Source organism: Streptomyces sp. NPDC057702 (assembly GCF_042799315.1).
Lineage (GTDB): Bacteria > Actinomycetota > Actinomycetes > Streptomycetales > Streptomycetaceae > Streptomyces.
The window spans coordinates 48,697-61,514 of sequence record NZ_JBHVJC010000024.1; the positions used below are offsets into that span (position 1 = coordinate 48,697).

14 protein-coding genes are annotated in these 12,818 nt (G+C 73.9%); 6 read left to right on the forward strand and 8 right to left on the reverse strand.

Translation table 11 applies throughout. The annotated features are described in order from the left end of the window. Positions 1-178: 178 nt before the first annotated feature. The 5 genes from ACFVFR_RS19505 to ACFVFR_RS19525 form a co-directional block, all read right to left on the reverse strand. Positions 179-1,363, reverse strand: a complete 1,185-nt coding sequence (locus ACFVFR_RS19505; protein WP_383703219.1) for a serine hydrolase domain-containing protein — start codon at positions 1,361-1,363, stop codon at positions 179-181. Positions 1,364-1,671: 308 nt separating this feature from the next. Beyond that, positions 1,672-1,968 (reverse strand): DUF6087 family protein, encoded by a 297-nt coding sequence (locus ACFVFR_RS19510; protein ID WP_383703222.1) that lies wholly within the window; start codon positions 1,966-1,968, stop codon positions 1,672-1,674. A gap of 357 nt (positions 1,969-2,325) precedes the next feature. Then, positions 2,326-2,730, reverse strand: coding sequence for a type II toxin-antitoxin system PemK/MazF family toxin (locus ACFVFR_RS19515; protein ID WP_383703225.1), 405 nt, complete (start codon positions 2,728-2,730; stop codon positions 2,326-2,328). A gap of 155 nt (positions 2,731-2,885) precedes the next feature. Further along, positions 2,886-3,449: a GNAT family N-acetyltransferase gene (locus ACFVFR_RS19520; RefSeq protein WP_383703228.1), complete on the reverse strand. Its 564-nt coding sequence runs from the start codon at positions 3,447-3,449 to the stop codon at positions 2,886-2,888. After that, positions 3,446-4,654 (reverse strand): hypothetical protein, encoded by a 1,209-nt coding sequence (locus tag ACFVFR_RS19525; RefSeq protein ID WP_383703231.1) that lies wholly within the window; start codon positions 4,652-4,654, stop codon positions 3,446-3,448. The genes ACFVFR_RS19520 and ACFVFR_RS19525 overlap by 4 nt, the downstream gene beginning before the upstream one ends. 197 nt (positions 4,655-4,851) lie before the next feature. Between ACFVFR_RS19525 and ACFVFR_RS19530 the strand changes: the two genes are divergently transcribed. From ACFVFR_RS19530 to ACFVFR_RS19540, 3 genes are read left to right on the forward strand one after another with little or no spacing between them, the layout of a single operon-like run. Next, a complete protein-coding gene (locus ACFVFR_RS19530; protein ID WP_383703234.1) occupies positions 4,852-5,040 on the forward strand; it encodes a hypothetical protein in 189 nt (62 codons plus the stop codon). Further along, a complete protein-coding gene (locus ACFVFR_RS19535) occupies positions 5,037-5,411 on the forward strand; it encodes a hypothetical protein (protein WP_383703236.1) in 375 nt (124 codons plus the stop codon). Before ACFVFR_RS19530 ends, ACFVFR_RS19535 begins: the two co-directional genes overlap by 4 nt. Beyond that, positions 5,408-5,947 carry a hypothetical protein gene (locus tag ACFVFR_RS19540; protein WP_383703239.1) on the forward strand — a complete coding sequence of 180 codons (540 nt, stop codon included), beginning with the start codon at positions 5,408-5,410 and terminating at the stop codon, positions 5,945-5,947. Before ACFVFR_RS19535 ends, ACFVFR_RS19540 begins: the two co-directional genes overlap by 4 nt. A 124-nt stretch (positions 5,948-6,071) precedes the next feature. On the opposite strand, the gene ACFVFR_RS19545 is transcribed toward ACFVFR_RS19540, so the two are convergent. Further along, positions 6,072-7,019 carry an RNA polymerase sigma-70 factor gene (locus ACFVFR_RS19545; RefSeq protein WP_383703241.1) on the reverse strand — a complete coding sequence of 316 codons (948 nt, stop codon included), beginning with the start codon at positions 7,017-7,019 and terminating at the stop codon, positions 6,072-6,074. 311 nt (positions 7,020-7,330) lie between these two features. Between ACFVFR_RS19545 and ACFVFR_RS19550 the strand changes: the two genes are divergently transcribed. After that, positions 7,331-8,107: an SDR family oxidoreductase gene (locus ACFVFR_RS19550; RefSeq protein ID WP_383703243.1), complete on the forward strand. Its 777-nt coding sequence runs from the start codon at positions 7,331-7,333 to the stop codon at positions 8,105-8,107. A gap of 110 nt (positions 8,108-8,217) precedes the next feature. Beyond that, entirely contained in the window at positions 8,218-8,643 is a 426-nt protein-coding gene (locus ACFVFR_RS19555) for a hypothetical protein (protein ID WP_383703245.1), read from the forward strand. A gap of 356 nt (positions 8,644-8,999) precedes the next feature. Here the strand turns inward: ACFVFR_RS19555 and ACFVFR_RS19560 are convergent, their stop codons facing one another. Together ACFVFR_RS19560 and ACFVFR_RS19565 are read right to left on the reverse strand one after the other, a co-directional pair. Further along, a complete protein-coding gene (locus tag ACFVFR_RS19560) occupies positions 9,000-9,584 on the reverse strand; it encodes a TIGR03086 family metal-binding protein (protein ID WP_383703247.1) in 585 nt (194 codons plus the stop codon). Positions 9,585-10,262: 678 nt separating this feature from the next. Further along, a complete protein-coding gene (locus tag ACFVFR_RS19565) occupies positions 10,263-11,600 on the reverse strand; it encodes a M14 family metallopeptidase (protein WP_383703249.1) in 1,338 nt (445 codons plus the stop codon). Between the two features lie 235 nt (positions 11,601-11,835). On the opposite strand from ACFVFR_RS19565, the gene ACFVFR_RS19570 reads away from it, so the two are divergent. Next, complete coding sequence (locus ACFVFR_RS19570; protein ID WP_383703251.1) at positions 11,836-12,771, forward strand: serine protease; 936 nt, start codon at positions 11,836-11,838, stop codon at positions 12,769-12,771. Positions 12,772-12,818: the final 47 nt, after the last annotated feature.

The window sequence follows — 12,818 nt, forward strand, 5'->3', positions numbered from 1 at the left end:
CCCGCCGTGGCCGGGTGGGGGTGGGGCCGGGGCGGGGTGGGGACGCGCCCGTGTGGGGTGGGCGTGTCGTGGGGCCTGGCTTGGGTGGTGGCGGCGCGGTGATCGGGGCGCGACCCTCGTTCGGGGTCGCGCCCCGGCGCGTTCGGTGGTGGCGGGGGCTCGCGGACGCGAGCCGTGCCTACGGGCGGGTCGAGGGGCGGGCCCCGGTCAGTGCTGTCTCGATGGCCGCCTTGATGTCGTCGCTCTGGGCGTCCGAGCTCCCCGGGCCGAGGTTCGCCATGACCGTCGCCTGTCGGCCGTCGACCGTGGCGCCGGCCATCGTCTCGAAGCCCAGGAAGTCACCGGAGTGTCCCCAGTAGAGGCCGCCGCCGCCCGGTAGGGACCTGCTCTCCAGGCCGAGGCCGTACGCGCGGTCGTCGCTGCCGCCGGTGGGCTGGGTGCGCTTCATCTCCCGGAGTTCGGCCGGTTCCAGCAGCTTGCCGCCCAGGAGGGCCTTCAGGAACGTGTTGAGGTCGGTGCCGCTGGAGATCATTCCGCCGGCCGCGCCGCCGATGGAGGGGTCGATCTCCGTGATGTCCAACAGCGGCGCGTCCTTGCCGGGTTGCGCGTACCCGCGCGGGTGCGGGCCCGGGATCGTGGTCCTGCTCGGTACGGAGGTCTCGTGCAGGTGCAGGGGTTTGATGATGCGCTCGCGGACCTCGTCGGCGTACGTGTGGCCGGTCACCCTCTCGATGATCATGCCGGCGAGCAGGTAGTTCGTGTTGGAGTAGTCCCAGTCGGTGTCCGGCTTGACCACCGGGGGGTGCTGGAGCGCGAGGGCCACCAGGTCGCGGGGGTCGTGGCGGACCAGCGGGTTGGCCACGATGTCCTGCGGCTTGAGGTAGTCGAGGAAGTCGGGCAGCCGGCTGGTGTGCTGGAGCAGCTGGCGGACGGTGATCTTCCGCCCGTCGTTGCCGTTCCCCCGGACGACGCCGGGCAGGTAGCGCTCCACCGGGGCGTCCAGTGCGACGCGGCGCTCTTCCACCAGTTGCAGCACGGTGGTCGCCGTGAACATCTTGGTCATGCTGCCGATCCGGAACCTGCTGTCGCGATGCACCGGGGCCCGGCTGGTCACGTTCGCGACGCCGCTGGTCAACACCGTGCTGCCGCGCCGGTCCCGCACCTCGGCCAGTGCGCCGGGTACGCCGTCGACGCTGGTCAAGCGCTGGAGGTACTCCCGCACCCCGGTGTGGTCGGCCGCCGCGCGCTCCGTGGCGCGCGCCGTGCTGGTCGTGGCGGCGCTGGCCGGCAGCGCGGCCCCCGCCACCCCGATCGCCACGGCGAGTGTGAGTGCCCCGACCAGCGCGCGCTTGTGCTTCGTCACGTCTACGTCCTCAGTGTGAAAGCCATGGCCGCGGTGTGTGGTGCCGCACGGTCTCCTGCCCCGCTGCCTCGTGCCTCCACTGTGCCCGCCGGGTACGCGCCCGCGCGCTGGGGTGATCATCCGGATCGATGGTCGGGTTACCCCCCGGGCAGCGTGCGGGGCCCGGCCCCGGAACCCGCGCGCGGCAGTCGAACCCCTGGCTACGCGCCGCCGGGCAACTCACCTCCAGCGAGGGCGGCATGAGCCCGCGCCCGGCCGCGCGGCGGGGCGCCGGTGTGCGGGGGCGGCTCGCCCGAGCGGCGGGGGCCTCACCCGTCGGGGTCGGGCTTACGGTGCCTGCCCCGACCCGTGCCGAGCGGAGGCGGAGGGGGCGCCGCCGGCGGGGACGAGTCCGGCGGGTAGAGGAGCTGCCGGGCCTCGGCGAGGTTCGCCGCCATCAGGTGGGGCTCCCATGTGTGGCCGTTCCACCGCTGGATGACGCGGGGCGCGTCCGGGTTGAGGTGCGAGCCCTTCGGCTTGCCACCGGACACCAACGGGACCGCCCGAAGGCGCCCGACCCTCGCGTCCCGGCGCTCCGCCCAGTCCGACAGCGACTCCTCGTCCATCGCGCTTCCCCACACTCCGTCGGCCGCGTACCCCGGCACAGTAGTGCGCTCCGCCGACGGAAGGGGGCGATGCCGGCCAGGTTGTCGCCGGCACCCCGCAGCCGCGCCGCGCCCCACGCACCCGGCTGCGGTGACGAAACGTCCGGCACATCGCCCCGGGACGGCCGGCGCATCACCCCGGGTCGGCCGGCGCATCACCCCGGAACGGCCGGCCACCTCCGCAACCGGCTCCGACACGGCAGTGGTGGCCGCGTCCGCAGACCGTGACCCCGCTGGTGGGGGCGCCGGGGACAGGGCCGGCGGTGGTGATCGTAACGGGATCGCCCACACCGGCGGTGGCGTTCGCCCCGGGTCCGGCTACTCCGGTCCACCGAGGCGGAGGGCATCCCTCATCTCGCTGAGCTTCGCGGCTGTCGTCTCGGTCCACTCCCGTGGCTGTTCGGCGACACGGAGGGCGTCCTCGATCTCGCTGAGCTTCGCGGCGGACAGCACGCCCGCCCGCTCGATCAGGTCGTCCCGGGACAGGGTGGTCAGCCACGTGCACGGGGTGAGGCCCGGACGCGGGAACGCGAACCGCAGCACGCCGTCGAAGGGCAGTCCCTCCGTGGCGCCCACGGTCACCTCGATGGCCAGACCGCTGATGTCGACGCCCGCCGGAGCGACGACCTGCATCGCCCGGAGCCCGGACGTCTCGTCCCCCGACAGCAGCACGACCGGCCGTCGCTCGTCGAACTCGACCCACCAGACTTCGCCGTGTCGCATGTGTCCTCCTGGCCCGGCCTGCGGTGAGAGCGCTGTGGAAACGGGGGCGGCCACCATCGATCGCCGGTGGGTGACGACCGAGGATCACGCGGTGGCCGTAGATCCCAGCGTAGACCGTGATGCCGAGTCGCCCGGCGGCGCGGGCGCGCCCGTCGCTACGCGGGCGCGGGCGTAGGGCCGGACAGCTCCCGCAGCATGGCGGCCAGCCGGGGCGCTCCCGGGAACGGGACGCACGCGCCCACGCGCTGGTATCCCCAACTCTCGTACAGGTCGACGACCTTCGCGTGGTCGGCGGGGGTCAGCAGGGTGACCCGGCTCTCGGGTCGGCCGTGAAGTAGCGCGTCGTGCAGGCGCCGTGCGGTGCCGGTGCCGCGCCATCGCCTGCCGACCAGCAGCTCGGACAGCGCGAAGGTGCGTGTGCCGTTCTCGGCGGTCGCCGCTGTGTCCAGGGGCGGGGTGACCCCGTCCCACCAACTCGTATGGGCCGTGAGGGGAGCGCCGTAGGCGTAGCCGACCAACGTGCCGTTCGGAGTGCGGGCCACGGTGCAGACGAAGTCGCGCGCGGCGAGCCAGTGGTCGAGGAAGGGTGCGAACGCGTCCCGGGCGGCGAGAGGGTCGCCGCTGCCCTCGTACACCGCGTCGTGCAGGTCGAGCAGTTCCTCACGGATGGTCGCGGCGCGGTCGGCGGTGTGGTGCTGGATCGCCGGCGCGGCGTTCATCGCATGTCTCCTGGCGGTTGGCCGAGCGCGGCGGTCAGCTGGTGGAGCCGACTAGTGATACGGACACTGTCGATGGGCGCGGAGTGCAGCGTCGCTGCGGTGGCCTTGGCGGCATCTCGTTTGCCCTGGGCGAGTTGCAGCTCGCCCAGTAGCACCGTGTAGTACGCGTGATTGCGTGGAAACCCGCTGCCCAGCAGGCCTCTTGCCTCGGCGGTGAGTGCCTCGGCGCGTCCGTACTGGCCTGCGCTCTGGTGCGCGAGAGCGCCTAGACCGCGCAGCTCGGCGGGGGTGAGGAAGGCCAGCCAGCTTGCTGCGTCAGCAGCGGAGACGCGATCGTAGGCACGGTCGGCGGCAGCTAAGTGACGGCCCATGCCGCGTGGGTCATCAGCGGCGAGGTAGTCGGCGAGTCGCGCGTGCAGCAGCGCGGCGAGCTGGGGTGCGTGGCGCAGGTGGCGCTCGTCCAACGCGGTTTGGACAATCCGGGCGGCCTCGCGTGGGCGTTGCTCCTGCTCGGCCTGGACAGCGAGATCGGACCAGGCCCGAGTCACTGCGGCGGGGTCGCGCGAGAGCAGCGCGGCCTGGAGCGCATCGTGACGCAGGCGGGCGGCCCGTTCGGGACGGCCGCAGTCGTGCGAGGACCAGCCGCCACAGGCTGCGGCGGCGCTCATCGTTCGGTATAGCTCGGCTTCGATCCGGGAGCTGTAGGTGCAGTCTGCGGCGGTACGACGGAGCCGGATAAGGAGTTCGCTTGCCGCCTCGCTGACAGCACCACCCCCAAGGCCGTTGAAGTGGCTGTCAAGCCGGGCGAGGGCGCTATCGATACGAGCGATGTCGCTTGCGCCGATCCGACCGTGCTCGGGAAGCTGGTCCAGGCCCAAGACAGCGACGACGGAGTCGGCCAGGAACGAACGCTGGCCTTCGGGGCCGTTCTCCCTGCCTTTAGAGAGGCGTTGCTGTGGCGGCGCGGGCGCGGCCGAGGACGCGCTGCGTGGGACGAAGCCGAGGGCCTCTGGAGGGCGGCCGAAAATCTCTTGGAGAGGGAGAAGGTAGCGCGTCCACGGCCAGCGCACTTGGCCACTTAGCCATCGTCGCACGTGTCTGTCAGTGCAGGCGGACGGCTTGCCTAGTACCTGCTCAGCGACCCGGTTCACCTCGGCCGCGAGTGAATCGCGAGTGTAGCCGTACTCGCGCAGTAGCGCTTCCAACGTCCGGTTCCGTGTCCTGGCCAACAGACGCCCCCATGTGCTCGGTGTACGCCGACGGCAGCTCCGTCGCACCCCACTGGTGAGTAAAACTGTCCGGGTACTGGTTGGTTACTGCCCTCAAAGAGTCCGGTCCGCACCGAGGCATGCCGCAGTTGTCTGAGCGCAGCAGTCGACCGATACGTCAAGGACCCGACACCATGCCCCACACGATGACCCTCCGGGTCTACCGCCTGCGCCCAGGCGGCGAGCCGACCCCGCTCACGCCCGTCACCACCGTCCGTGTCGAACCGGACGCCTTCGCCGACCGTGGGTTGCTGGCCCAACTCCTGTCCGCCGACTGGGGTCCGTGCCGGTGCCCGCGCCACCGCGTGGAGGCGGACCGGTGAGCGGCGCGTACCTGCGGTACGTGCTGACCGGCCACCACGAGGTGCGGACCGCCTCCGGTGCCGTGCTGCGGTTCTTCCTCGCCGACGTGGACCTGTCCGATCCGGCCTGCGTGTGGCGGCCCGCGCTGGACTGGGACTTCCAACACGCCTACGAGAACTCCCTGTTCGACCGGGAGGCGATGGAACGCGGCGACCTGCGGGCCAACAGCCGCCACGTCCAGGTCGCGCTGGACGCCCTCGCCGGGCCCGGCGGCTACTTCTGGTCGGACGGGGAGGCGCACTCGGGCGTGATGACCACCAACGGCCAGACACCCGACGCGTGCGGCCTCGGCCTGCGGCGCCTGTGGGACGACCACGGGGGCCCGGCGTGAGCGCGGCGCACCGGCTGCGCGTGGTGCTGCTGCTGTGGAAGCCGCGCGTCGAGAGCGACCCGGGCGACGTGACCACGGCCGGCCTGCCGTACGTCCTCCAGGTGCAGCTCTCGGACGACGCGACCCGGTGGGAGCCGCCCGGCGTGGTCGTACGGCCGGGGGAGCCGGTGTCGGCGGCCGCGGCGCGCGTCGCGGACGCGCTGGGCATCGTGTTGCCGAACGTGCGCCGCGTCCTGGCCTTGGACGAACGCCCGGCCGCGCCCGGCCTGCCCGCCGAGACCGTTCTGCTGGTGGACGGGGGCTGGTGCACGGACGCCGACGCCGTCGAGGTGCCACCGTGCCCGTGCGCCCATGAGCGCGGCTGCCAGCACCGCCGCCGCTGGGTCACCGCCGAGGAGGCGTGTGGCACGGACGCGGCCCTGGCGGTGGGACTCGGCGCCGCCGTGGGTGTCGCTCCGGCGCTGATGGTCGGCCGGGGCGAGCCGAGTGGCCCGGTCGGCGGGGATGGTGGCACGCGGCCGGGCCGGGGCGGCTGAGGCGCGCCGGTGGGGGTGGTGTCGCGGGCGGGGCGGCGCTCGCGGGCGGGCGCCGGCCCGCCGCCGTGGGGTGCCGCCCCGGCTCCTGGTGGCGGACGACGCCGGGCCGCCCCGCGCCGGGGGCTCAGCGACTGACCGTGGTCTCCCGCGCCACCCGCGACAGCTTCTCGGGGTTGCGGACGTGGTAGGCCCCGGTGACGTAGCCGTCCTCGACGCGGACCGCCACCACGCCGTCGATCCGCCCGTCGACCCGGACCAGGAGGCCGGGGCCGCCGTTGATCTGGACCAGCTCGACCGACCGTGTCGCGTCGCGGCGCCACCAGCCGCCGGCCAACAGGCGGGCCACCTTGTCGGCGCCCACGATGGGGCGTGGCAGGGCGTGCCGGACCCCGCCCCCGTCGCTGAGGGCGACCACGCCCGGGGCGAGCACGTCGATCAGGTCCTGCAGCTCACCGGTCTCCACGGCGCGTTGGAAGGCCCCGAGGGCGGCCCGGGTCTGGGCCGGGGACACGGCGCCGCGCGGGCGTCGCGCGGCGACGTGCGCCCGGGCCCGGTAGGCGAGTTGGCGCACCGCCGCCGGGCTCCGGCCGACGGCCTCGGCGATCTCCTCGTATCCGAGGTCGAACACCTCGCGCAACACGAACACCGCCCGCTCGACCGGCGCGAGCGTCTCCAACACGAGCAGCATCGCCATCGAGACGCTGTCGGCCAGTTCCACGTCGTCGGCGACGTCCGGCGTGGTGAGCAGCGGTTCGGGCAGCCACGGGCCGACGTAGGACTCCTTGCGCCGGCCGAGCGCGCGCATCCGGTCCAGCGACTGCCGGGTGACGATCCGCACCAGGTACGCGCGCCGCTCGCGCACGGTGGCCGGGTCCACACCCACCCAGCGCAGCCAGGTCTCCTGGAGGACGTCCTCGGCGTCGGCGGCCGAACCGAGCATCTCGTAGGCGACGGTGAACAGCAGGTTGCGGTGGGCGACGAACACCTCGGTGGCGGTGTCCACCGACCGTGTCCGGTCGGCGTGGTCCGGTGACGCGCCCGGGCTCGCGGTCCGTTCGTCGCGCTCTTCCATAGGGGGCTCCTGTCTGTGCGTACTCAGCCCGCTTCCTCGCACGAGACGCCGGCCAGCCCGCTCGCGTAACACGCCTTCCCGGTGGCCTACGTCACATGATCGCGACCGTTACGGACGGCTCGGCGGCGACGTCTCGTGTGCGTCGGGACGTCGAGTCCGGGGGTGGCGGACGCCGCCCGCGCCGGCCGGCCCGCGATCCGGTGGGGCGCGGCCCGACGGCTGGCGCCGCCCCCGGTCCACGGGAGCGGCCCGCCCCCGTACCCCTCACGCCGACCCGTACGTGCCACCCCGCCAGAAGAGAGGCCCAGCACATGAACACACCCACCCACACCTTCGCCGTCGCGGGAGCGACCGGGCGACTGGGACGCCACGTCGTCGAGGTCCTCACGGAACGGGGACACCGGGCCGTGCCCATGTCCCGGTCCACCGGTGTGGACATCATCACCGGTCAGGGACTGGCGGAGGCGCTCGACGGAGTCGACGTCGTCCTCGACGTCGCGTCCTGGCACGCCTCGGACCAGGCGGCGGCCACGGACTTCTTCCGCACCGCAACCCGCAACCTGCACGAGGTCGGCCGGCGGGCGGGGGTCGCCCGGATCGCCGCCGTGTCCATCATCGGCGCCGACCGGGCCACCGCCGGGTTCGTCGTCGCCCAGCAGGCGCACGAGGAGGCCCACCTGTCCGGCCCGCTGCCCGCGCGCCTCCTACGGGCCGCGCAGTTCCACGAGTTCGTCGGCCAGCTCCTGGACTGGCGGCAGGGCGACGTCGCCTACGCCCCGGCCCTGCCCACCCAGCTCGTGGCCTGTCGCACCGTGGCCGAGACGCTGGTCGACCTGGCCATCGACCCGGACGTGCCCGCCCAGGCCGAGCCCGGAACGCCGATTCCCGAGATCGCCGGGCCGCGCAGGGAGCTGATGTCCGAGGCGGTCGGGCTCCTCGGCGCGCGGCGCGGCGTCAAGGTCGTCGAGGTGGACGGTGCCGGCCTGCCCGACGCGGAGCTCGCGGCGGCCGGCGCCTTCCTGCCCGGCCCGCACGCCCGACTGGCGGGCCCCACCTTCCGGGAGTGGCTCGACGCCCAGCCCGGGTAGCCGCGTCGCGGGCCCCGGCCGCCGGGCACCCGTGGCTCGGCGGCCGAAGGCCCCGCGGGACCGCCACCGCCTCGCCCACCCCGTACGCACGAGTTCTCACGGAGCAGTCCATGTCATCACCGACCACGCCGCCCGCCCCGGCCCGCCCGGGGCCGGGCCGGGCCCCCCGGTTCTTCGGCCTGATGAAGGCGACCACGGCGTTCCTGGCCACCAGTCTGCTGGTGCAGGGCATCACCGCGGGTCAACTCATGTCCAGCGCGGACGGCAAGAGCCTGCACCACGCCACGGGCCCCCTCGTCACCGCCGCGCTGGTACTCCAGACGCTCGCCGCCGTCCTGGTCTGGCGGGCGGACCGCCGGACCGTGCGGTACCTGGTCGTCACCCTCGTGCTCCTCGTGCTGACCAGTGTCCAGTTCGTGGCCGGTGGCAACGGTGATGTCGCCCTCCATGTGCCCCTCGGGGTGGCGCTGTTCGGCGCGGGTGCCGTCCTGATGACCCAGGTGTGGACGGCCCGTCCCGCCCGTGCCGCCGACTGAGTCGGACCCCGCCCGGGCACGCGGTCACCGGCAGCCGTACGGGGCGCCTCGCCGCCGGGGCCACGTCACCCTCGGCGCGGGTCCGGGCGGCCCGCCCGAGCGCGGGTCCGTGCGGAGGGCGGTGACGCGGCCGTACGGTGCGCGGCGGGGTGGCCGAGAGGGCCGCCCACGGTGACGGCCCGTGTCGAGAGCCGGCCGCTCGCGGCGCGGCGTCCGCGCGGGCCGACACCCCGGGTCCACCTCGACCGTGGTGATGCCGTCCACCCCGAGGCGGGAGGACCTCAGGGCCGGGGAGTGGCCGGCCCCCCCGTGCCGACCCCCACCACCTGATGCCTGCCCGCCGCTCCCGGCTGGCCTCATGTGTGGCGTCCCAGGTAGGCGGCGAGCCGGGTGTAGGCGTCGGCGTCCTCGGGGGCGGGCAGGGCCGGGCTGAACATGCTCTCCTCGCCGCGTGCCTCGGGCGGCGCGAACGTGGGGTACGCCGCGAGGGCCCGTTCGGCGAGGTCGGGATCGAGATCGGCGAGGCGCCGGGTGGCGTGGGCGAGGTCCCAGGAGTGGGCCGTGAACTCGTGGGTGTAGGCGTCCAGGGTGACGCGGCCGGGCAGCGTGGCCCACGGGAGTTCGAACAGCCGGTCAAGCTTCTCGTCGTCGGCCCACACCCGCTCGGCCTCGGCGCGGGCCTGGGCGAACGCGCTGGCCCAGCCGTCGTCGGCCACGTCGTCGACGACGTCGGGGTAGTCGCGCACGTCCTCGCCGGCGCCGACGAGGGAGAGCTTGCGCAGCACGGAGAGCAGGTGTCCGAGCAGGGCACGTACGTCGTAGTCGGTGCAGGGGGTGCGGCCGGCCAACTCGTCGGGGCGGACCTCGGCGATCTGCCGCCCGGCCTGGTCAAGGGCCCTGGCGAAGGTCGGGCGCGGATCGTGAGCGAGTTCGGTCGTCATGCCCGGAGGCTACAAGGGGGCACTGACAGGCGGGCCGACGACGGTGGACGGCCCCGCGACGGGTCGCCGCCGGGCGCGCGGGTGGCTGGGCGTGCGCCCCCGTGGCGCGCCGACCACGGAGTACGCGGCGCCTATTCCGCGTCAACACCGCGTCGGACGGCCCCCGTTGGGGAGCCGCCCGATGGTCGGAGCGTGGCCCGGCCCGGTGGTCACCTTCGTGTCCGGCCCGCCGCCTCCGGTATGCCATCCCCGCCTCAACACCGCCTCGGACAGCCCCCGTTGGGGAGCCGGCCGATGGTCGGGGCGTGGCCCGGCCCGGTGGTCACCTTCGTGTCCGGCCTGCCACCCCCGCCTCAACACCGCCTCGGGCGGCCCCCGTTGGGGAGTCGCCCGATGGCCGGGGCGTGGCCCGGCCCGGCGGCTACCTTCGTGTCCGGCCCGCCATTCCCGCCTCAACGTCGTATCGGGCGGCCCCTGTTGGGGAGCCGCCCGGCGGCCGGGGTGTGGCCCGGCCCGGCGGTCCACTCCGCCACCGAACCGCCGTGGGCGGGCCCGCGGCCTCGCGGGGAGGCCCGCCGTGTCGCCGGAGCGGGCCGGCCCGTCCAGGGGGCCCGCCCGGCCGGCCCGCGAGATGGCCCGGCGGGCCCACCCCGATCGGGTGTGCCCGCCGCGAGGCGACTACCCGTTGGCGCAGTACTGCTGTTCCTTGCCGATCGCGCGGTACATGCAGTCCGCCGTCTCCGTCAGCTTCAGGACCGCCTCGCGGTTGCGGGCGGTCTCGCGGCCTATGACCTCGTCGGGCGGGTAGAAGCCGCCGCTGCCGCCGTACATCTCGAAGGTGTACGTGAAGATCTTGTGGGCGCCCCACATCCAGTCGTCCGCCGAGCCGTCGGTGACGTAGAGGTCGCTGGCCTGCTCGGGGGTGTAGTTGTTGGTGGCGGCCATCTCCCGGCCGACCTTCTCGAACACGTCGTGGTCGTCGCGGGTCATGCCCTGGGCGGTGTCGGCGCTGGTGTAGCCGTAGGGCCAGAGCACCAGTTCACCGTAGGTGTGGAAGTCGATGGCGGCCTTGATCTGCTGCTTTCCGCCGACGGCCCGGCTACGGACGAAGTCGGCGACGATCTTCACCTCGGGGGCGGACTCGGCGGCCGTGCCCCGGTAGTCCTCGTCGGCCGGGCGGGGGCTGGAGCCGTTGCAGCAGGCCCACTTGTAGGCCCAGTTGCGGTTCAGGTCGGTGCCGACGGCGGTCGTGCCCTTGTTGGGCTGGCGGTTCTTGCGCCACATCCGGTACTGGCCGCCGGTGATGTCGTACTCGCCGCCGTCCGGGTTCACGTCCGGCACGATCCAGATCTCGCGGCCGTCCACGGCCTTGGTGATCCGGTCGTCCTTGCCGTACTTGTCGCCGAACTCGCGGACCAGGTAGAGCGCCATCTCGACGGTGAGGTGTTCGCGCGCGTGCTGGTGCGCGGTGAACAGCACCTCCGGCTCGGCCTCGTCGGTACCGACGTTGTCGCTGATCTTCACGGCGATGACCTGGCGGCCCTCGGGGGAGGTGCCGATGACCCGCTGGGACATGATGCCCGAGTGCCGGGCGACGGCGGCGTCGATCTCGGCGCGCGCCTCCTTGTAGTTGTGGTAGCCCGCGTCCTGGGACGGGAAGTCCCGGGTGTCGGCCCGGGCCGCCGGGCCGCCGCGCTTCGGTGGGCCCGCCAACTCGCGTACGTCGTAACCGAGTTGGCGTACCCGCTGGAGCTGGTCCGGGTGGGCGGTGATGACCGTGGAATGCGGGCGGGCCTCGTCCACGGCGGCGCCGGTGCCCGCGAGCAGGGTGCGCTGGGCGGCCGTGTCGGCGCCGCGCACCTCGTACTGCCGGGGGATGGCGTCGGCGGCCCGGGTGGTCGCCGGGTCGCGCGGGGTGTCCGGCTCCTGGGCCTGGGCGGCGATCGGGGCCGCCAGGGCCAGGGCGATGAGGGCGGCGATGGCGGAGGTCCGCCGGCCGCGGGTACGCAGTCGCAAGGTGGGCTCCTGATGTCCAGTGCGACGGGTGGGGGTGGTGCCCGTGGCGTGCGCGGGCGTTGGGCCCCATCGTTGAGGCGCGTCATGTCCCGGTCAAGAGGGTGGGGGTGGTGGCGGATTGCCGCCCGTGGCGCGTGTACGCCGTCCGGAGCGTTGCCGTGGCGAACCGGCAAGCCTAACAATGCCCATGTCAATTCCCTGGCGACTCCACGGAAAGGTCGGAGGAACCCCCCACATGAAGAGGAACCTCACAGGCGCGCTCGCGGCCCTGGCCCTGAGCGGCGGGGCCCTGCTGGGCGCGAGTCCGGCGACGGCGGTCCAGACCCACGACGCGCCGCCGACCGCCGACGCGCGACCGGCCCCCGCCGCCCCCGTGGCGCGCTCGGCCGCGAGCGCCGACGCCGTCGCGAGCGCCACCCGGCTCGCGCCGCGCGCCAAGGCCGTCACCTTCGAGGGCGCCGTGGCGCTCAGCAACTGCTCCGGCTCCGTGGTCAAGCCGCCGAACGCCACCGACCGGGACCCCGCCCTGGTCATGTCCAACGGCCACTGCCTGGAGGGCGGGTTCCCCGCCCCGGGCGAGGTCGTCGTGGACCGGCCGTCGAGCCGGGACTTCACGATCCTGGACGCGCAGGCCCGCGACCTGGGGACGGTGCGGGCGACGAAGATCGCGTACGCCACGATGACGGACACCGACGTGTCGCTGTACCAGGTGAACGCGACGTACGCCGACATCAGGCAGCGGTTCGGCGTCCGGCCGCTGGCGCTCTCGGCCACGCATCCCAGGGCCGGCACCGCCATCAGCGTGGTCTCGGGCTACTGGAAGAAGCAGTACACCTGCTCCGTCGACGGCTTCGTGCACGAACTGCGCGAGGGGCGGTGGACCTGGAAGGACTCGGTGCGTTACACCCCGCAGTGCCAGACCATCGGCGGCACCTCCGGCTCACCCGTGGTGGACACCGCGACCGGCGCCGTGATCGCGGTGAACAACACCGGCAACGAGTCCGGCGGGCGCTGCACGGACAACAACCCGTGCGAGGTGGACGAGAACGGCAAGATCACCGTCCGCCGGGGCATCAACTACGGGCAGCAGACCTACCAGATCACCCGCTGCCTGGCCGCCGGCAACAAGGTGAACCTGAGCCTGCCGGAGTGCACGCTGCCCAAGCCGTGACGCGGGCGTGACCCGGCCGGCCCGGGCGGAGCCCCGCCCGGGCCGGC